The sequence below is a fragment of the Gordonia neofelifaecis NRRL B-59395 genome, assembly GCF_000192435.1.
Taxonomy (GTDB): domain Bacteria; phylum Actinomycetota; class Actinomycetes; order Mycobacteriales; family Mycobacteriaceae; genus Gordonia; species Gordonia neofelifaecis.
This window is the reverse complement of the sequence record NZ_AEUD01000015.1, coordinates 25,584-45,235: the sequence shown is the minus strand read 5'-3', so window position 1 is coordinate 45,235 and position 19,652 is coordinate 25,584. Positions and strand designations below refer to the sequence as shown.

Sequence of the window (19,652 nt, the reverse complement as noted above, 5' to 3'; positions counted from 1 at the left end):
AGCGCCCCGACTCCGCAGAGTCGGGGCGCTCGTCTGGTAGGTCTCTAGTCCAGGTAGTCGCGCAACACCTGCGAGCGGCTCGGGTGCCGCAGCTTGCTCATCGTCTTGGACTCGATCTGCCGGATGCGCTCGCGAGTCACGCCGTAGACCTGACCGATCTCATCGAGCGTGCGCGGCTGACCGTCGGTGAGGCCGAAGCGCAGACGGACGACGCCCGCCTCACGCTCGGACAGGGTGTCCAGCACGTCCTGCAGCTGATCCTGCAGCAGTGTGAAGCTGACGGCGTCGACGGCCACGACCGCCTCGGAGTCCTCGATGAAGTCGCCGAGCTGGCTGTCGCCTTCGTCACCGATCGTCTGATCCAGCGAGATCGGCTCACGCGCGTACTGCTGGATCTCCAGCACCTTCTCCGGCGTGATGTCCATCTCCTTGGCGAGCTCTTCGGGAGTCGGCTCGCGGCCGAGGTCCTGAAGCAGTTCGCGCTGGATGCGGCCGAGCTTGTTGATGACCTCGACCATGTGCACCGGAATGCGGATGGTGCGGGCCTGGTCGGCCATCGCGCGGGTGATCGCCTGGCGGATCCACCACGTCGCGTAGGTCGAGAACTTGTAGCCCTTGGTGTAGTCGAACTTCTCGACCGCGCGGATCAGACCGAGGTTGCCCTCCTGAATGAGATCCAGGAAGGCCATGCCGCGGCCGGTGTAGCGCTTGGCGAGCGAGACCACCAGGCGGAGGTTGGCCTCCAGAAGGTGGTTCTTGGCGCGATTGCCGTCGCGAGAGATCCACGACAGGTCGCGGCGCTGCGCGACCGAGAGCTTCTCGCCCGACTCCATCACGCGACGCAGTCGCTCGGTGGCGAACAGTCCGGCCTCGATGCGCTTGGCGAGTTCGACCTCTTCCTCCGCGTTGAGGAGGGCGACCTTGCCGATCTGCTTGAGGTAGGCGCGAACGGAGTCGGCCGACGCGGTGAGCTCGGCGTCCTTCCGGGCCTGGCGGAGGGCTTCGGACTCGTCCTCGTCCCAGACGAAGTCGGGCTTGGCCTCGTCTTCCTTCTTCGCCTTGGCTCCGCGGCCCTTGGCGGGCTTGGCGGGCTTCTCGTCCTCGGCGTCGTCGTCCTCGTCGACGATGAGATCGCTGTCGGCGAGGTCGATCTGCGAGTCGTCGACGTCGTCGAGGCCCTCACCGGCGGTGTCGAGGTCGTTCTCGTCGACCGACGGGTCGGCGGCCTTGCTCGCGGCCTTCTTCGCCGCGGTCTTCTTGGCCGCGGTCTTCTTCGCGGCCGTCTTCTTGGCTGCCGTCTTCTTCGCGGCGGCCTTCTTGGCAGGCGCCTTCTTCGCAGCAGTCTTCTTCGCCGGGGCCTTCTTGGCGGGGGCCTTCTTGGCTACCGGAGCATCATCTGCTCCGACGACTTCAGCTGCTGTGTCGGTGGACTTGGTGGTTGCCACGTACAACCTTTCGACAGAACTCACGGGCGGCACGGCTGCGCGCGTCCCGGACAGGACGTTACGCCGTGGGCGAAGGGGCTTGAGGGCTCGGTGCGGGACCGATGCGTTCCATTGTAACGACATCGCCGCCCGCGTGACATGCGCATGCCGGTCTAGACCCTCGGGTCGCGACCGTGCGATCAGAACGACAGGCCGTCGTCGACGGCGATCGCGGCACCCACGATTCCCGCGGTGTTCCGCAGTTCAGCTGCGACGACGGGGGTCTCGTTGGTCAGCAGCGGGATCCATTGGTCGGCCTTCCGACTGATGCCGCCACCCGCGATGAACAGCGTGGGGGAGAAGATCGCCTCGTAGTGCTTGAGCACTTTCGAGACCTTCTTGCTCCACTTGGCCAGCGACCATCCGTGGTCCTCCCGGACCTTGGCCGAGGCCCGGTGCTCGGCCTCCTTGCCGTCGATCTGAAGGTGACCGAGCTCGGTGTTCGGTACCAGGATCCCGTCGTACAGCAGCGCCGAGCCGATGCCCGTGCCGAACGTCAGCAGGATGACGGTCCCCTCCGCATTGCCCGCGCCACCGCCGAATCGGTGCTCGGCGATCCCGGCCGCGTCGGCGTCGTTGAGCACGGTCACCGATCGGCCGCCGAGCCGGTCGCTGAAGAGCGCGTTCAGATCGGTGCCCTTCCAGGTGTCGTCGATGTTCGCGGCGGTACGCATGATCCCGCCCCGCACGACGCCCGGCACGGTGAGCCCGACGGGGCCGGTCCATCCGAAGTGCTCGACGATCTCGACGACGGTGTCGGCGACGGCCGCGGGCGTCGCGGGCTGCGGCGTCGGGATCCGATGACGGTCGCCGACGAACTGTCCCGTCCGCAGGTCGACGATGGCGCCCTTGACTCCGGATCCGCCGATGTCGATACCGAAGCCCAGGCGGGACGACGGGCTCGGGGAGTGGTCGGAGGCAAGCACGGTGATTCGCGCGTCGGACATCGAGCGGTCCGCCTTTCTTGACATGTGAAGGCAGTGCCGCGGCGGGTCGCGGCGGTGGAAACGCAGTCGGCGAGATGTTCTCGTCGGCAACTCTAGACTCTAAGTGTGACGTCCCCTGGATTCTCCACTCCCTCCGAACGCGCCGTGTCCGATCAGGTCCCGGCCGCGGCCGATCTCGTCGAGATCGCCCGTCGCGTCGCCGAGCGTGCCGCTGTCCACGTCCGTACCCGGCGAGCCGAACTGTTCCCGCCCGCGGGCACGCGTGCGAGCGACGACTCCGTGGCCGCGAAGTCGACCCCCACCGATCCGGTCACGGTGGCCGACACCGAGACCGAGTCCCTCATCCGAGGGCTGCTGCGGTCGGAGCGTCCCGGCGACGAGATCCTCGGCGAGGAGGCGGGCGGGACGGTCGACGTGCCCACCGGGGTGCGCTGGGTGGTCGATCCGATCGACGGGACGGTGAACTTCCTCTACGGCATCCCGGCGTTCGCGGTGTCGGTCGCCGCGCAGATCGACGGCCGATCCGTCGCCGGTGCGGTGGTCGACGTCGCGCGCGAGGTGACCTACTGGGCGAGTGCCGGAGGCGGGGCGTGGGCGGCCGGGCTCGCGGCCGAGCCGGTGCGGCTGTCGTGCAACCCGGTGCGGTCCACCGACCTCGCCCTCGTCGCCACCGGGTTCGCGTACTCGCGGGCCCGACGCGAGCAGCAGGGCGCATTGATCGGCCGGCTGCTGCCTCAGGTGCGTGACATCCGCCGCGTCGGCGCGGCCGCCATCGATCTCTGCATGGTCGCGTCGGGCGCGGTCGACGCGCACTTCGAGCACGGACTGAGCCCGTGGGACTGGGCGGCGGGCGGTCTCATCGCCGCGGAGGCCGGTGCCCGGGTGGTGCTGCCGCCCGCCGACTCGCGGTCGGCCGACGGTCATGCGACGGTCGCCGCAGCGCCCGGTATCGCCGACGAGTTCCTCGGCGTGCTGGACCGGATCGGCGGGCTCGACGCCATGCCGGATTAGGCCGGTGCCAGGGTCGCGGCCCGCCCCGTACTCAGCAGGACTGGCCGTGCACCGATTCGATGAGTGACCGGTCGATCGCCGTCTTCGGGTTGTTGGGATCCACCGATCGCAGAGCCTCGAGCGCGGCCTGGGTGTCCTGCGTCGGACGGTCGCTCGTGTAGTACTCGCCGAGCGCAAGGTCGACGTCGGTGCCGGTGCGACCGTCGTTCACCAGCTGGGCGCACGGTGCAGCGAGCCAGACCGCGGCCGCGCCGGCCTGGCCTGCCTGGCCGAACCGGATCTGCGCGACGCAGTGGAGGTCTCGATTCGCGTAGACCGTGTCGTCTCCGTACGCGGGCTCGGCCGGAGTGAAGCCCTCGGCGACGAGATCGTCGCTCGCCGATCGAGCCGAGCCCCGAGCGGCCGCCGAGTTGAGGACTCGCACCTTGAAGGTCGACAGCCCGGCGGGGGCCACGCTGAGCATGTCGGTGGAGCTGACCGGGGTCAGCGCCGGCGGTGCGGTGGCCGCCGAGCCCGCGGGCTTCGAGGCGGCCGCGACGGGCATGTTGCAGTCCGTCGGCCGGGCTTCGTCGCCGCCTCCGGTGAGAACGACCGACCACGTGATGATCGCCGCGACGGCGAGCACGGCGGCGACGATGGCGGCGGGCATCATGTGGCGGCGCCGGAACGGCCGGCCTTTCACATCGGTGGTGTAGCCGGTGGCGATCTTCGAGACCAAGACGCTCTAGCACCTTCTTCCGGAAACAGGGGTCGGCACCACTCTAGAGTGCTTCGACGGGCTGCTGCGGCAAGCCTTCCGGCGCGCCCTCATAAGTCGAGTTCGGTGGGTCTGATCGGCGCATTCACCGGCGGCTTGACTTACAGATCGAGTGCACCTAGAATTCGGGCGCCCACCATCGTTGAGTGACGATGTGAGGGGCGGGTGAACGAGGCCACAAGTGTGTTCTCCCATGGCAATCCGCAACGAACCTACAAGACCCAGGTTAGGCACGATATGGCAACCGATTACGACGCTCCGCGTCGCAGCAACGACGACGACATCGCGGAGGACTCGCTGGAGGAGCTGAAGGCTCGCCGCAATGAAGCGAAGTCCGCCGACGTCGATGTCGACGAGGGCGATACCGCCGAATCGTTCGAGCTGCCGGGCGCGGACCTGTCGGGTGAGGAGTTGTCGGTACGGGTGGTGCCGAAGCAGGACGACGAGTTCACGTGCTCGAGCTGTTTTCTCGTCTACCACCGCAACCGCCTCGCCGAACAGCACGGCAATCAGATGATCTGCGTCGACTGCGCCTGATACAGCCGCCCGCTGAGTCGAGCCGCCGCGGCCGGTGATCCCGGTACCGCGGCGGCTCTTTTACATCAATCGCCGCTCTTGTACATCAATCGCCTCCGTGCTGTGGTGCGCTGTCAGCGACGGGAGCGCCCGATCACTCCGGCGCGTCCGACTCCTCAGTGCCCGTTCCCGCAGCATCCCGGCCCGCATCGCCCATGCCGAGTGCGGCGAGCACCTGGGCCGGTTCGCGCGTCGAGATGAGCCAGTACGGCGTGGGGTCATCGGGGTCGTCGAGGACCACCAGGACCATCGTCTTCACCCAGGTGCGATGAAGCACGAACGCCGCCGGGTCGAGCTGTCTGCCCATCGCGGCGCTGCGCTGTGCCGCTGAGACGACCGCGCCGCGCGCGATGACCTCGCCGGGGAGCATCGCCTTGCCCGCGTGCAGCGCGCCGTCCGCATCGACGCGGACCGGAGTTCGCCCCATCGAGTAGAGGCCCCACGCGATCAGCCCGGCGATGATCGGGTACGCGACGATGCTCCACGGCTGGCGGTATGCGGCGAGCTGCACCTCGTAGCCGAAGATCGCCGTGACGGCGAGGCCCGCGAGCCACCACCACCATGGGACGATGAGGCGCTCACGGTAGCGGTCCTGCTGCTGGGCGGGGGTCGAAGCTGCTTGCGTCACGCGGTCAAGCCTAGTGCGGAGGCGTCCTAGTAGTCTGCGGGGGTGACCACGCCAGTGACGCCCGATACGTACCCGCCGTTGCGGATCCGCCGACTCGATCCAGACCTGCCGCTGCCGTCGCGGGCCCATCCCGGAGACGCCGGCGTCGATCTGTACGCGGCCACGGACCTCGTCCTGGCTCCCGGCACCAGACAGCTGGTCGGCACCGGTATCGCGATCGCCCTGCCGTTCGGCACCGTCGGGCTGATCCATCCCCGGTCCGGCCTCGCCGCCCGAGCCGGTCTGTCGATCGTGAATGCGCCGGGCACCGTCGACGCCGGGTATCGCGGCGAGATCAAGGTGTGCCTGATCAATCTCGACCGCGACGCGGCCATCGCCATCTCGCGTGGCGATCGGATCGCGCAGCTGGTCGTGCAGCGTGTCGAGTTGCCAGACGTGATCGAAGTCGATGAACTCGACGACACGGAGCGCGGCGCGGGTGGCCACGGCTCCAGCGGCGGCCACGCGATTCTGGCGGAGGGATGACATGACAGACAAGCACTCGATCGGCGACACCGCGGGGCCGTACGACATCGCAGACCTCGCGACGCCACTCGCGGAGCTCGCGAACTCCCATCTCGATCTCGGGTCGATTCTGATGCCGGTCGTGGAGGGCGGCCAGGTGACCGTCGAGATGTCGGCGACGCACGAACCGGAGGCCGTCTACCTGGTCACCCCGGTCGGCCGGATCGGGCTGCACGCGTTCGCCGCGCCGCGCAGCGGCGGTCTGTGGCGCGAGGTGGTCCGCGAGCTCGCCGAGTCGCTCCGCAGTGACGGCGCGCAGACCTCGATCGAGGACGGGCACTGGGGTCGCGAGGTGCTCGCGCGGGTGGCCGGCGGAAGCCATCGTTTCATCGGCGTCGACGGCACGCGCTGGATGGTGCGCTGCGTCGCGAGCGGACCGGAGGAGTCGGAGGTGCAGCTCGCGCAGCTCGCCCGGGCGGTGCTGGCGGAGACCGTGGTGCGCCGCGGCAACGAACCGTACCCGCCCCGCGAGCTGCTGCCGATCGTGCTGCCCCCGGTGCTCGCCGAGCAGGTGGCTGCGGCGCAGCAGCAGATGGCGGACCAGGTCGCCGAGGAATCGGGAGTCGACGCGGAGACCGGGGCGTTTCCATCGCAACCGCTCTCGGCGGCGCCCGACGCGGACTCTGCACCGGGCACCGCGGTGCCCGAGGAGGTGGTGCCCGGCGGCGCGGTGGCGCAGAGCGCCTCGGCGACGATCTATTCGGAGGCACAGCCCGGTCCGGAGCCTACGGGCGCTCTCCAGGACGAGCCCGGTCAGAACGAGACCGAGAACGATCCGGCTGCGGTGGATCCGGCATCAGGCGCGGAGCCGGCGGAAGCCGACGCCCCCGCCCCGTCGCGCGGGTCGGCGATGTCACGGTTCCGCAGGCGCCGCCGCTGAGGCGGTCCGCCACGCGGCCAGACATGCGTCGCCGAGCCGGTGCTCGGCGGGTCCGAATTCGGTGAGCGGCACCGCGGACAGGGACGCTCGCGCGGCGCGCGCGACCCAGGCGCGGCCGACGGCGATCGGATGGAGCGGGTCGTCGGGCGCGGCGGCGACGCCGAGCGGGACCGGCAGTGACGCGACATCGTCCTCGGTGGGCGCGGTATAGGAGCAGGCGGCGCGCAACTGTGCCACCAGGCCCCGGTCGGCGAGCGATCGCCACGACCGCGAGAGTTCGGTGGCGAGCCACGCCGGACTGGTCGCGGCCATCTGCGCGATGGTGGCCTCGAGTCCGTCGCCTTCGATCGAGTCGGCGGTGATTCGGGCCGAGAGCGCGGCCAGTGAGTCGCCGGGGGAGCCCGACCACGGCGGCAGCGCGGCGAGCACCCCGATACAGCGGTGCGCGTACACCGAACGCAGGACCCATTCGACGGCGATCGCGGCACCGATCGAGACGCCGCCGACGAGCACGTCGTCGTCGGTCTGCGCGATCTCGTCCACGCGGTCCAGATAGCCTCCGACCAGGTCCGATTCGGGTTCGAGGGCGATCAGCCGGGCTCCGAGCGATGCCGCCGCGGGGCCGAATGCGCGGGCCGCGTAGTCCGCGTCCGAACCGGTGCCGGGCATCACGATCAGAGTGGTCATACGTCGATCATGCACGGGGAGTATGGTGGCCTTGCAAGTGAGTTCTACAGCGACGCCCCGCGGAGGATGGGATGGCTAATTCGGGTCTGCTCAAGCGGCTCGGACGGATGCTGACCGAGGATCTCGACGAGATCGAAGACGGTCGCATCCAGCGCGAGTGTCAAGCGCACGGCGCACAGCGAGCGGTCGACTGCGCTCGCGGCGACGAGGCCACGATGGTCGGCGAGCTGAGGTCCGTCGAGACATGCTCCCGAAACACCAAGTCCGGTGTCGTCGCGGAGTTCTTCGACGGCACCGACACGGTGGTCCTCAAGTGGATGGGCCGCAACCGGATCCCGGGCATCGAACCCGGGCGCCGGGTGACCATCAGAGGCCGGGTGGCCAATGCCGACGGCATGAAGGTGGTCTACAACCCGTACTACGAACTCCACGCGACTGAAGAGTGACTGAAGACGACGCCGGCCTCCAGAGGAGACCGGCGTCGAATCGTGTGACGGTGACGATTCAGGCGTGCACGCGACGATTCAGGCGTTCAGCAGCAGCGACGTCCCGAGGGCGATCAGCGCCGCCACCTTGATCAGATCGAATCCGACATACCAGTAGTGCGCCGTGCTTCGCTTGTCCGGCACTGCCTCGGGGTTCGCGAGCACGGCGTCGGTCCGCTTCGACAGCACCGGGCGGATCGCCGCGACCTGGACGATCAGCGCCGCGACCGCGATGCCGAGCGCGACTTCGGTCGTGATCGACCAACCGTCGCCGACGACGACCGTCACGATGAGCACCGCGGCCCAGACCATCTCCACGGCGTTGAGCGCGCGGAACACCAGTCTGCCGATCCCGAGGCCCAGCGGAATGGTGATGCCCGGAGCCTGGAATTTGAGCGGTGCCTCGATGAACGAGATGCCGACCACCAGGCCCAGCCAGATGAAACAGCCCGCGACGGCGAGAGCCGGCGCGGCGGTCACTTCATCACTCCGAAGGTCTCGTAGTGGATGCGATCGCCGGGCACGTCGCGGTCGAGGAGGGCGTCGCGGATCGCGCCGAGGAATCCGGACGGGCCGCACAGCAGAGCGACGGTGTCGGGCGCGATGTCGATGCCGTCCAGGTCCATGTAGCCGATCCGCGTCGACGCGTCGGTCTTGAGGCCGTTCTCATACCACTGCACCAGTTCGGCGGCGGGCAGGCGGTCGACGAGCTGCGCGAGGTCGCCGCGGTGCGGCTGCCTGCTGCGCGACCGGTCGGCGTGGAGGACAGTGACGGGCCGGGTGTCGCCGGTGGCGGCCAGATGGTTGAGCAGTCCGATCACCGGGGTGCAGCCGATGCCCGCCGACGCCAGCAGCAGCGGATCGTCGCCCTCGGGGAGCGTGAGATCGCCGAACGGAGTGCTGACGCGGATCACGTCGCCCTCGAAGACGTGCTCGTGGAGGTGGGTCGAGACCTCGCCGTCGCACTTGACGCTGACGTGCCACGCCGGGTCGGAGGTGGCTCCGGTGAGGCTGTACTGACGAATCTGGTTCGCGCCGTCGGCCATCGGGGCCTGCACCGAGATGTACTGGCCCGGGACGAAGGCGCCGAGGGGAGTGCCGTCCACACCGGTCAAGGTGAAGGCGACGGCGTCCGGCGAGACCTGCTCGCGTCCGGTGACGAGGGCCGACTGCCAGACCTCACCGGCGTCGACGCCCGCGGCGCGGTACAGCTCCGCCTCGCGGCCGATCAGCACGTCGGCCATCTCCCAGTAGAGCTCGTCCCAGGCGGCCGCGACCTCGGGAGTGACCGCGTCACCGAGCACGTCGACGATGGCGGCGAACAGATGCTCGTGCACGATCGGATACTGCTCGGGGACGATGCCCAGCGACGCGTGCTTGTGCGCGATCCGGTCGATGACGAATCGCATCCGCTCGGCGTCGGGCTCCAACTGCAGACGGGCGAAGGCCGCCACGGCTCCGGCGAGCACCTGTGGCTGGCCGCCGGTGGCCTGGTTGGTGCGATTGAACAGATCCCGAAGCAGTTCGGGGCGTGCGGTGAACATCCGGTCGTAGAACCGCGGAGTGATCTCCGGCAGGGCGGATTCGACGACGGGCAGAGTGGCTTCGAGGACGAGTTTCGTATCCGACGAGATCATCGGGGGCTCCTTAACTTCTCTTCACTGCACTTCATTGACGGACTGCACTTCATTGACGGCCGCCGCGTCCACGATGTCGGTGGCGGGCGGAGTTCCGGGGGATCCGGCCGGTGGCGAACCGGCGGTGGGCAGGAGCGTCAGCAGGCGCGCTCCGGTGGGATCGGCGATCAGGTCCTGGACGGTCAGCCGATCGAGGCTGTCGTAGAAGGCCTCCTGCGCGGCGGCCAACGCGCCCCGCAGCCGGCACGCCGAACGGAGCGGACACGGTGTCGGGCCTTCGCAGTCGACGACGGGGCCGTCGCCCTCGAGGTGGCGCGCCAGCCAGCCGACGCCTGCGCGGGGGCCGAGTTCGGTGATGCCCAGTCCGCCGGACCGGCCGCGCGAAGAGTGCACGACGCCCAGTTCGGCCAGACGGCTGACGACCTTCGCCACGTGCGTGTAGCTGAGATCGAGATCGTCGGCCAGCCGGCGCGAGGTGTGACTGGCCTCCGGGTCGGCGGCCAGCGCCATCACGACCCGCAGGCCGATGTCGGTGAACCGTGTCAGCTGCATGAAATGATCACAGCATAATTGGAATGAAAGACTCCAATTAATGTGCCGCACCTCTCATGACCTGGTAGAACAGGTTGTTCCGGTGCGTGAAAGCGGGACGAAGGTCCCTAGACCTACTACGTGTCGTAGGAGTTAAATCGGAGTCTTGATCGTCCGATGCAGCTCGTCCTCGGACTCCTCCGGAGCAACGAAGACCAACTCGTCGCCGCCCTCGAGCGAGTCGTCGGGCTGCGGCACGATCACCCGGCGACCGCGGATGATCGCGACCAGCGCGACGTCGCGGGGGAGTTGCAGCCTCCGCACCGCCTTGCCCGCGAGTGGAGTGTCGTTCGGCAGCGTGAGTTCGACGAGGTTCGCCTGGCCCTGGCGGAAGGTCATCAGGCGCACCAGGTCGCCGACGGTCACCGCCTCCTCGACGAGCGAGGCGAGCATTCGCGGCGTCGAGACCGCGACGTCCACACCCCAGTCCTCGTTGAACAGCCACTCGTTGCGGGGATCGTTGACGCGCGCGACCACGCGGTTCACCGCGAACTCGGTGGTCGCCAGGAGACTGACGACGAGATTCGCCTTGTCGTCGCCCGTGGCGGCGATCATCACGTCGAACGTCTGCAGTTGGGCGAGTTCGAGGTCCGACAGTTCGCACGCATCGGCGTGCACCCAGTTCGCTCCGGGCACGGCGACCGGGTCGATGTGGGTCCGATCCCGCTCGAACAGCGTCACGTCGTGCTCGTTGACCAACAACTCGCGGGCGATGGCCCGGCCCACGGCACCCGCTCCGGCGATGGCGACTTTCACGATTACTCCCGGGGCATCTCGGCGCCGGCGACGGCGCGCGCGTGGTCGATGTTCGACGCGATGGTGGCGACGTACAGTTCGTCGTCGTCCTGGATCACGGTGCGCGGATCGGGCAGCACCGTCTGGCCCATGCGGGCGAGGAACGCGACGCGCGCTCCGGTCATCTCCTGGAACCTGGCGGCGTCGGTGCCGACCCATGATTCGTGGAACTCCAGGGCCGCCATCACGACCGATCCCGACGGATCGTGCCAGAGCGGGGTGGTGGAGGTCTCGCCGAGTGCGGCCACGAAACGCTGCGTGGTCCACGGCACGGTCGCGACCGTGGGGATGCCGAGGCGCTCGTACACGGCCGCGCGCTTGGCGTCGTAGATCCGCGCCACGACGCGTTCGACGTCGAAGGTCTCGCGTGCCACACGTGCCGCGATGATGTTCGAGTTGTCGCCCGAGGAGACCGCCGCGAAGGCGTCGCAGTCGGCCACGCCGGCCTCGTTGAGGACGTCGCGGTCGAATCCGACACCGCAGACCGTACGGCCTCTGAAGTCCTGTCCGAGGCGTCGGAAGGCCGTCTCGTCCCGGTCGATGACGACCACGTCGTGACCGAGTCCGGACATCGCCCCTGCCAGGGCGGATCCGACGCGGCCGCAACCCATGATGATTACGCGCACGGTGAACGAGGCTACTGTGTGACGATTGAATTCGCACCCTGATGGGACGTGGTGGCTTCAGGGTCCTAATGTTGCGGAGTGTCCACGATGTCAAAGGTGTCGGTCGCGACCAAGAGGCTTGTCCTGGGGCGCCCGTTTCGCAGTGACCGCCTCGGTCACACACTGCTGCCGAAGCGAATCGCGCTACCGGTGTTCGCGTCCGACGCGATGTCGTCGGTGGCGTACGCCCCGCAGGAGATCTTCCTGGTCCTCTCGATCGCCGGTATCAGCGCGTACACGCTGGCCCCGTGGGTGGCGGTGGCCGTCGCCGTCGTCATGGTCGTGGTGGTCGCCAGCTACCGGCAGAACGTGCACGCCTACCCGTCGGGAGGAGGCGACTACGAGGTCGCGACGGTCAACCTCGGCTCCAACGCCGGGCTGACGGTGGCATCGGCCCTTCTCGTCGACTACGTCCTCACCGTCGCGGTGTCGGTGACCTCCGCCGCGGAGAACATCGGTTCGGCGATCCCGCTGGTTCACGAACACAAGGTGTGGTTCTGCGTGATCGGCATCGCGCTGCTGGCGGCGGTGAACCTGCGCGGAATCAAGGAGTCGGGCGCCGTGCTCGCGCTGCCGACGTATGCGTTCATCGCGGGCGTCCTGCTGATGCTGGGATGGGGCGCGATCAAGATCTTCGTCCTCGGCGACACGGTCGAGGCCGAGACCTCGGGATTCGGGATCGTCGCCGAACAGCCGCACCTGATGGGCCTGGCGATGGCCTTCCTCGTCGCGCGGTCGTTCTCGTCGGGCTGTGCGGCGCTCACCGGTGTCGAAGCGATCAGCAACGGTGTTCCGGCCTTCCGCAAGCCGAAGTCGCGCAACGCCGCGACCACGCTGCTGCTGCTCGGCTCGTTCTCGATCGCGCTGCTGCTCGGCATCGTCATGCTGGCGCAGAAGATCGGCGCGAAGTATGTGCTCGACCCGGCGAAGGACCTCAGCGGGCTGCCGGACGGCTATCAGCAGAAGTCGATCCTGGCGCAGCTGGCCGAGGCCGTCTTCCGCGGTTTCCCGCCGGGCTTCTACTTCATCGCGGTCGTCACCGCCCTCATCCTGCTGCTCGCGGCGAACACCGCGTTCAACGGTTTCCCGGTGCTCGGTTCGGTGCTCGCGCAGGATCGCTACCTGCCGCGACAGCTGCACACCCGCGGCGACCGCCTGGCGTTCTCGAACGGCATCGTCTTCCTGGCGCTCGCCGCGATCGCGTTCGTGGTGGCGTTCGGCGCCGAGGTCACGTCGCTGATCCAGCTGTACATCGTCGGCGTGTTCGTGTCGTTCACCCTGAGCCAGACCGGCATGGTCCGGCACTGGACGCGTCACCTCAAGACCGAGAGCGATCCGGATGCCCGGTCGCGGATGAAGCGGTCGCGGATCATCAATGCGATCGGCATGCTGATGACCGGCACCGTCCTCGTGGTGGTGCTGTTGACGAAGTTCACCGCGGGCGCATGGATGGCGATCCTCGCGATGGTGGTGCTCTTCGGCCTGATGAAGCTGATCCATCGGCATTACTCGTCGATCGAGGAGGAGCTCGAGTCGGCGGACCTGTCCGACGAGGTGCTCCCGAGCCGCAGCCACGCGGTCATCCTGATCTCGAACCTCCACCTGCCCGCCCGCCGCGCGCTTCGCTACGCGCGCGCGACCCGTCCGGACACCATCGAGGCGGTGACCGTCAACGTCGACGACCGCGACACTCGCATCCTGGTCAGCGAGTGGGAGGAGAGCGACATCACCGTTCCGCTGAAGGTGCTGGCGTCCCCGTACCGCGAGATCACCCGGCCGATCATCAGTTACGTGCGCCGCGTGCGCCGCGAGTCGCCGCGCGACGTGATCACCGTGTTCATCCCGGAGTACGTCGTCGGCCACTGGTGGGAGCAGATCCTGCACAACCAGTCGGCGCTGCGACTGAAGACGAGGCTGCTGTTCGAGCCCGGTGTCATGGTGACCTCGGTGCCGTGGCAGCTGAACTCGTCGGAGAGCCGGGCGCGTCGCGCCGACCAGAACTACTACGCGCCCGGCGACGCCCGACGCGGATTCCCCGGCACGGACCAGACGAAGGCCGCTCAGACGAAGACAGGCCAGACGAACACCCGGGGCCGCCGCACACCCGAGGACCGGGCATGACACGGCCGGCGGAGCGTCTTCTGGAACTGGACGTCACCGGCTACGCGAACGGCGGCTCCGGCATCGCCCGATCGGCAGGCCGGGTCGTATTCGTCGACGGTGCGCTGCCCGGCGAGCGGGTGGTCGCGCAGATCACCGACGACTCCCACGCGGCGTATGCGAAAGCCGTGGTCCACCGCGTACTCGAACCCTCGGCGCACCGGGTCGAACCGGGCTGTCGTGCGGCCGCCGCGGGCGCGGGCTGCTGCGACCTGTCGTTCGTGGCACCGGACTTCGCGCGCTCCCTCGGCGCGCAGGCCCTGGCCGACGTCCTCCGGCGGATCGGCGGCTTCGACTTCGACGACCTCGCCCAACCCGAGATCGAGGCGCTCGGCGATTCGTCGACCGGCTGGCGGATCCGGACGCGGCTCGCCGTCGACCGGGCGGGCCGCGCGGGCTTGCGCGGCCGCCGATCGGCTCAGATCGTGACCGAGCCGTGCGCCGCCCCTGTCACCGGCCTGCTCGACGGCGTCGACGACCTCGGCGCCCGGCCGGGGACCGAGATCGTCCTGATGGCCGACGCCGACGGCGGGCGCCATGCGGGCGAACTCGCCGCGGCCGGCGACGGACGGGACGGGCGCGGCGGCCCGGGTCGTCGGCGCGCCCAGCGATCGCGCGGCGCCCGCAGCGCGCCGCGCGCGCTTCGACCGCTCGACGGTGCGGACTCGGTGACGCATCGGGTCGGCGACCGGGAGTGGCGGATCCGGGTGACCGGATTCTGGCAGGCGCACCGCGACGCACCGCGTGTCTACTCGATGGCTGCACTCGAGATGCTCGCCGATGTCGGGGTTCACGGCCGAGTGCACGTGTGGGACCTGTACGGCGGGGCGGGCGTGTTCAGCGCAGCACTGCTCGACGGCGGTGCGGAACACGGATTCGAGGTGTCGTCGATCGACCTCGTCGACACCGATCCGGGCGCGCTCGCGGCCGCGCGGGAGACGCTCGCGAGCGACCCCGTCCACGCGCACCGCGGCGGTGTGGCCGAGTCGATCGCCGGTCTGCGCGCACCCCAGGTGGTGGTGAGCGATCCGCCGCGGGCGGGTGCGGGGCTGCACGTCGTCGATGCGATCGCGGCCGCGCGCCCGGACGCGGTGGTGCACGTCGGCTGCGATGCGGCGTCGTTCGCGCGGGATCTCGGCCGGTTCGCGACCCACGGCTATCGGGTCCGCGGGTGGCGCGGCTTCGACGCGTTTCCGATGACGCACCACATCGAGGCGATCGCCGTTCTCACTCTCTGACCCGGAGTCCGTAGAATGGGTCCGATGCGCGGCCGCCAGGGCCGACGCGGGTGCGAAGGAGGACAACGGATGGGCGTGCTGGATCGGGTGGATTCACCGGCAGACGTACGTGCGTGCTCGCCAGAGGAACTGGCCGAGCTCGCCGACGACATCCGGCAGTTCCTGATCCAGAAGGTGGCGGCGACCGGCGGTCACCTCGGGCCCAACCTGGGCGTCGTCGAGCTCACCCTCGCGATCCACCGAGTCTTCGACTCGCCGACCGACCCCGTCCTGTTCGACACCGGACATCAGTGTTATGTCCACAAGATCGTCACCGGACGCAAGGATCGCTTCGACAGTCTCCGCCAGGAGGGCGGCCTCAGCGGCTATCAGGACCGCAGCGAGAGTCCGCACGACTGGGTCGAGTCGTCGCACGCGTCGGCGGCCCTGTCGAATGCGGACGGACTGAGCAAGGCGTTCGCGCTGCGCGGCGAGGACCGCACGGTCGTCGCGGTGGTCGGCGACGGCGCGCTCACCGGCGGCATGTGCTGGGAGGCGCTGAACAACATCGCAGACAGCGACCGTCCCGTGGTGATCGTCGTGAACGACAACGGGCGGTCGTACGCGCCGACGATCGGCGGGCTCGCCCGGAACCTGTCGGCACTGCGTCTGCAGCCGGGCTACGAACGCTTCTTGAACACCGGACGCCGGACGCTCAAGAGCATGCCGATGGTTGGCGACGCCGCGTACGCCGTGCTGCACGGCATGAAGAGCGGCGTGAAGGACCTGGTGTCACCGCAGGCGATGTTCGCCGACCTCGGCCTGAAGTACGTCGGTCCGGTCGACGGGCACGACCTCGCCGAGATGGAGGCGGCGCTGCGCCGCGCCAAGGCGTTCGGCGGCCCGGTGATCGTGCACGCGGTGACCCGCAAGGGCAACGGCTACGCTCCGGCGGAGAACGACGAAGCCGAGCAGATGCACGCCACGGGCAAGATCGATCCGCTCACCGGCAAGGCGCTGGCGGAGTCGCCGGTCGACTGGACGTCGGTGTTCTCGAAGGCACTGGTCAACGAGGGGGCACGACGGCCCGAGGTGGTCGCGATCACCGCGGCGATGCCCGGACCCACCGGACTGTCCGCGTTCGGCGAGCGGTACCCGGAGCGGATGTTCGACGTCGGCATCGCCGAACAGCACGGGATGACCTCGGCGGCCGGCCTGGCGCTCGGCGGCATGCACCCGGTGCTCGCGATCTACTCGACGTTCCTCAACCGCGCCTTCGACCAGCTGCTGATGGACGTCGCGCTCCTCAAGATGCCGGTCACCGTCGTGCTCGACCGGTCCGGAATCACCGGCCCCGACGGCCCCAGCCACCACGGAATGTGGGACCTGTCGCTGCTGTCGATCGTCCCCGGGATCCGTGTGGCGGCGCCCCGCGACGCCGTGCGACTGCAGGAGGAGCTGTCGGAGGCGCTGGACATGGGCGACGGCCCGTCGGCGATCCGGTTCGGGAAGGGCAGTGTGCCGCACGACGTGGCGGCGGTCCGGCGCCTGGACGACGGCGTCGACGTGCTCGTCGAGGCGGATGAGCCGGGCGGCGTGCTGATCGTCGCCGTCGGAGGCATGGCCGAGCTCGCGCTCGCGACAGCCGAACTGCTCGTCGCGCAGGACGTCCCGGTCACGGTCGTCGACCCGCGATGGGTGCTTCCGGTGCCCGCGTCGGTGGTCGAGCTCGCGCGCGAGCACACGGCCGTCGTCACCGTCGAGGACGGTGGCGTGCAGGGCGGCGTCGGCAGCGCGGTGGAGCTGGCGCTGGAACGCGCGGGCCTCGACGTGCCCGTCTATCGCCGCGGCGTGCCGCAGGAGTTCATCGCGCATGCGTCGCGCGAGGCGATCCTCGCCGACTGCGGTCTGACGCCCGGCGCGATCGCCGAGTCGGTCCGATCGGCGATCGCCGGCGGGCAGGAGCGGGTCTCGCTCGTCGGTCCGGAGGAGCCCGTCTCGCTCGACCTCGTCACCCGGCAGTCGTGATCCGGTAGTCGCCGCGGACGCAGCCGGTCAGCAGCGTGCCGGTGCCATGCGCGGTGAGCCGCTGATCCGAGAGGCCCGACGACTGGATCGTCGGCGTCGCGGTGCCCGGGATCCACACGCGGATCCGGCAGGTTCCGGGGCCCGCGCGGCCGGTCAGCTCCATGTCGGCGCCGTCCGCGTGGAGTGAGGTGATCGTGCCGGGAGCGGCCTGCGGGTACGCCCGGGTCAGGATCTTCAGCAGCGCCGACTTGGGTGGGGCGTCACCGCCGGTGCGGCAGTCCTGTGGCATGAGGGCGTCGCCGATCGGCCCGATCCCGTTCTGCGGATCGCCGCAGGCCTGTTTCCACACCCAGTAGGCGCCGCCCTGGTGGCGCCGGTCCTGCTCGCGGGCGAAACGTTGCAGCATGTCCTCCGCGGTGTCGCCCCAGTAGCCGTACTCACCACTCCACACCGGCGCGCCGTACTCGGCGGCCACGCGGTCGGCCAGCCGGAAACCGCGTTCGATGCTGACGAGCGGCCCGATCCCGAGCGAGGCGTCCATGGTGATGGACTGGGCGTACAGGTGCGGGGAGAAGACGATGTTCGCGTCGTCGGTGAAATCGGGGGAGGGGCCGCCGTCGAACGCCAGCCCCGACCACAGGATGCTCGGCTCGACGAACACGATCTGGTCCGCTCCGGCGGCGCGGATCTCCCGGATCGCCGACGCGTAGAAGCGGCCGAGGAGCAGGGAGGAGGTGAGCGGGGCGGACTCGCCGAAGCCCGGCTCGTTGAGCAGATCGAAACCTGCGACGGCGGGCTCGTCGGCGAACTCGTGCGCCAGTAGCCCCCAGGTGTGGGCGAGGGCGTCGCGGATGCCGTCGCTGTTGTACCAGAAGTGGTTGAACGCGCGGTCGCCTGCCGGCGACATGTCACGTCCGTTGAACTCGCAGCGCGGTGCGCCGTCGGTGATCGTGGCCCATCCGGGCGCGCCGTCGAAGCCCCACATCGGCGAGGTCCCGGGCCGGCATCGCGTTCCGGGCGACGCGGCGCCGTTCCACCATCCGTCCTGATGCATGTCGAGGACCGTGTACACGCCGTGCGCGGCGGCCTGGTCGACCGAGGTGCGGATCCGGCCCAGGTACTGCGGGTCGAGTCGTCCGCGTTCCGGCTCGAGCGCCGACCACGAGAGGTTCAGCCGAACGACGGTGAACCCGAGGTCGGAGATCGCCGCGAAGTCGGCGTCGGTGAGCGGTCGCGTCGCGGGTACGTTCGGGCGTGCCGCGTAGAAGTCCACGAGCTGATTCACGTTGACGCCGCGCAGCAGCACCTCGCGGTCGGCGGTGTCGGCGATCGAGCCGTCGCGCACCCGCAACGGCAGCAGCGAGTGGTCGTCGACAGCGGTCACAGGGGTAGCGGTGGCAGGCGGGCCGTCGGCGGAACGGTGGGGAGCGGAGTGCACGGCAGTCGGCACGACGACGCCGACCGCGATGACTGCGATCAGCGCCAGCACGGACTCACCTGCAGTGATCACACCCGCACCGGCCTCGTCCGCACGGTGCCCCCGAAGCGGCGCGGGCAGCAGTGCGGCGAGTCCGGCCACCCAGCCGAGGCACGCGCCGTACGCGATGCCGTCGGCGATCCGGATGTAGCCCGACAACACCGGCCAGAGATCGGAGCCCGCGCCTGCGCCGCCGAAGCCGTCGCCGGCGAAGAGTCCCACCACGGTGGCGCACAACCCGAGCACCGCTCCGCCGCCGATCGCCGCGTACCAGCCGATCAGGAATCGCTGCTGTGGTGCCTGGTCTGAACCCGCCCGTCCAGAACCCGACTGGCGAGTCTCGGCCGCGCCACGCCGCATCCACCAGCCGGCCGCGGCGGTCCCCGCCCACAGCACGCCGACGCCGAACACCACCGCCCACCAGCCGCGTGCGGGATTCGGCGCGGGCATCGCGGAACTGTAGGTCGCACCGGTCCACCAGAGTCCGGCGAGGGGGACCGCGATCACGGCGAACAGCCCGGACCCGAGCCAGTCCGGTCGGACGCGATAGGGAGCCTCTTCGACGGGGGCCCCGATCCGGTCGCGCCGGCACACCGCCACGACCACCGCGCCCACGACCACAGCGGCGACCGCGGCCTTCCCGACGCTGTAGCCCACGGACCACGCTGCGGTCCGCAGCTCGCCGACCGAGACGAGCGCTGTCACGAACTTGCCGATGAGGAGCGCGATCAGGGTGCCGGCGAATGCCGGTGCGAATCGTCTCCGACCGTCGTCGAAGACATGGACGGTCCACCACGTGCCGACCAAGGCGATCGGCAGGAGCAGCAGGAAAGGCGCGCCCTGCCATACGCCTTCGACAGGCCAGATCCTCGCACCCGACCACCCCACCACGGTGATCAGTCCCACGGGGTCGAGGGCGGCACCGAGCCCGATGACGAGGGCCAGGGCCACGGTGGCGACCGTAGACCGACGCATCAGCAGTTCGCGATTCACTCGCGTCACCCTAGGTCGGAGAAGAACCACCGTGCGAGCCGAATGCGAAGGGGGACCCGTTTCTGGCCCT

General features: G+C 69.5%; 19 protein-coding genes. 8 read left to right on the top strand and 11 right to left on the bottom strand.

What is annotated here, in order from left to right; genetic code table 11:
- Positions 1–44: 44 nt before the first annotated feature.
- Both SCNU_RS15720 and ppgK read right to left on the bottom strand, forming a co-directional pair.
- Positions 45–1,445 carry an RNA polymerase sigma factor gene (locus SCNU_RS15720; protein WP_009680384.1) on the bottom strand — a complete coding sequence of 467 codons (1,401 nt, stop codon included), beginning with the start codon at positions 1,443–1,445 and terminating at the stop codon, positions 45–47.
- A 179-nt stretch (positions 1,446–1,624) separates the two neighbouring features.
- Complete coding sequence (gene ppgK / locus SCNU_RS15715; RefSeq protein WP_009680383.1) at positions 1,625–2,431, bottom strand: polyphosphate--glucose phosphotransferase; 807 nt, start codon at positions 2,429–2,431, stop codon at positions 1,625–1,627.
- 105 nt (positions 2,432–2,536) lie between these two features.
- On the opposite strand from ppgK, the gene SCNU_RS15710 reads away from it, so the two are divergent.
- A complete protein-coding gene (locus tag SCNU_RS15710) occupies positions 2,537–3,442 on the top strand; it encodes an inositol monophosphatase family protein (protein ID WP_139026058.1) in 906 nt (301 codons plus the stop codon).
- Between the two features lie 31 nt (positions 3,443–3,473).
- Here SCNU_RS15710 and cei read toward each other — a convergent pair whose 3' ends face one another.
- Positions 3,474–4,160, bottom strand: a complete 687-nt coding sequence (gene cei / locus SCNU_RS15705; protein WP_009680381.1) for an envelope integrity protein Cei — start codon at positions 4,158–4,160, stop codon at positions 3,474–3,476.
- 276 nt (positions 4,161–4,436) lie between these two features.
- On the opposite strand from cei, the gene SCNU_RS15700 reads away from it, so the two are divergent.
- Positions 4,437–4,736, top strand: coding sequence for a DUF4193 domain-containing protein (locus tag SCNU_RS15700; RefSeq protein WP_009680380.1), 300 nt, complete (start codon positions 4,437–4,439; stop codon positions 4,734–4,736).
- A 133-nt stretch (positions 4,737–4,869) separates the two neighbouring features.
- Here the strand turns inward: SCNU_RS15700 and SCNU_RS15695 are convergent, their stop codons facing one another.
- Complete coding sequence (locus tag SCNU_RS15695) at positions 4,870–5,403, bottom strand: DUF3093 domain-containing protein (RefSeq protein ID WP_009680379.1); 534 nt, start codon at positions 5,401–5,403, stop codon at positions 4,870–4,872.
- Between the two features lie 42 nt (positions 5,404–5,445).
- On the opposite strand from SCNU_RS15695, the gene dut reads away from it, so the two are divergent.
- Positions 5,446–5,928, top strand: coding sequence for a dUTP diphosphatase (dut, locus tag SCNU_RS15690; protein WP_040518613.1), 483 nt, complete (start codon positions 5,446–5,448; stop codon positions 5,926–5,928).
- 1 nt (position 5,929) lies between these two features.
- Positions 5,930–6,847 (top strand): DUF3710 domain-containing protein, encoded by a 918-nt coding sequence (locus SCNU_RS15685; protein ID WP_009680377.1) that lies wholly within the window; start codon positions 5,930–5,932, stop codon positions 6,845–6,847.
- Here the strand turns inward: SCNU_RS15685 and SCNU_RS15680 are convergent.
- Entirely contained in the window at positions 6,821–7,534 is a 714-nt protein-coding gene (locus SCNU_RS15680) for a hypothetical protein (RefSeq protein WP_009680376.1), read from the bottom strand. The genes SCNU_RS15685 and SCNU_RS15680 overlap by 27 nt on opposite strands.
- A 71-nt stretch (positions 7,535–7,605) precedes the next feature.
- Here SCNU_RS15680 and SCNU_RS15675 point away from each other — a divergent pair, with 71 nt between their 5' ends.
- Positions 7,606–7,980: an OB-fold nucleic acid binding domain-containing protein gene (locus tag SCNU_RS15675; protein ID WP_009680375.1), complete on the top strand. Its 375-nt coding sequence runs from the start codon at positions 7,606–7,608 to the stop codon at positions 7,978–7,980.
- A 78-nt stretch (positions 7,981–8,058) separates the two neighbouring features.
- Here SCNU_RS15675 and SCNU_RS15670 read toward each other — a convergent pair whose 3' ends face one another.
- The 5 genes from SCNU_RS15670 to SCNU_RS15650 all read right to left on the bottom strand — a co-directional run bounded on the left by SCNU_RS15670 (position 8,059) and on the right by SCNU_RS15650 (position 11,668).
- Positions 8,059–8,499, bottom strand: coding sequence for a hypothetical protein (locus SCNU_RS15670; protein WP_009680374.1), 441 nt, complete (start codon positions 8,497–8,499; stop codon positions 8,059–8,061).
- Positions 8,496–9,656, bottom strand: coding sequence for a globin domain-containing protein (locus SCNU_RS15665; protein ID WP_009680373.1), 1,161 nt, complete (start codon positions 9,654–9,656; stop codon positions 8,496–8,498). The genes SCNU_RS15670 and SCNU_RS15665 overlap by 4 nt, the downstream gene beginning before the upstream one ends.
- A gap of 21 nt (positions 9,657–9,677) precedes the next feature.
- Positions 9,678–10,208, bottom strand: coding sequence for an RrF2 family transcriptional regulator (locus SCNU_RS15660; RefSeq protein WP_009680372.1), 531 nt, complete (start codon positions 10,206–10,208; stop codon positions 9,678–9,680).
- Positions 10,209–10,340: 132 nt separating this feature from the next.
- The gene (locus tag SCNU_RS15655; RefSeq protein WP_009680371.1) at positions 10,341–11,003 is read right to left on the bottom strand and encodes a potassium channel family protein; all 663 of its coding nucleotides are present in this window, start codon (positions 11,001–11,003) and stop codon (positions 10,341–10,343) included.
- Between the two features lie 2 nt (positions 11,004–11,005).
- Positions 11,006–11,668: a potassium channel family protein gene (locus tag SCNU_RS15650; protein ID WP_040518611.1), complete on the bottom strand. Its 663-nt coding sequence runs from the start codon at positions 11,666–11,668 to the stop codon at positions 11,006–11,008.
- Positions 11,669–11,746: 78 nt separating this feature from the next.
- On the opposite strand from SCNU_RS15650, the gene SCNU_RS15645 reads away from it, so the two are divergent.
- The 3 genes from SCNU_RS15645 (at position 11,747) to dxs (ending at position 17,112) form a co-directional block, all read left to right on the top strand.
- Positions 11,747–13,828, top strand: coding sequence for an APC family permease (locus SCNU_RS15645; RefSeq protein WP_238526463.1), 2,082 nt, complete (start codon positions 11,747–11,749; stop codon positions 13,826–13,828).
- Positions 13,825–15,105 carry a class I SAM-dependent RNA methyltransferase gene (locus tag SCNU_RS15640; protein ID WP_009680368.1) on the top strand — a complete coding sequence of 427 codons (1,281 nt, stop codon included), beginning with the start codon at positions 13,825–13,827 and terminating at the stop codon, positions 15,103–15,105. Before SCNU_RS15645 ends, SCNU_RS15640 begins: the two co-directional genes overlap by 4 nt.
- Positions 15,106–15,174: 69 nt before the next feature.
- On the top strand, positions 15,175–17,112 hold the full coding sequence (gene dxs / locus SCNU_RS15635; RefSeq protein WP_009680367.1) for a 1-deoxy-D-xylulose-5-phosphate synthase: 1,938 nt from the start codon (positions 15,175–15,177) through the stop codon (positions 17,110–17,112).
- Here dxs and SCNU_RS20050 read toward each other — a convergent pair.
- Positions 17,096–19,582, bottom strand: a complete 2,487-nt coding sequence (locus tag SCNU_RS20050; protein WP_009680366.1) for a glycoside hydrolase family 5 protein — start codon at positions 19,580–19,582, stop codon at positions 17,096–17,098. The genes dxs and SCNU_RS20050 overlap by 17 nt on opposite strands.
- Between the last annotated feature and the right edge of the window lie 70 nt (positions 19,583–19,652).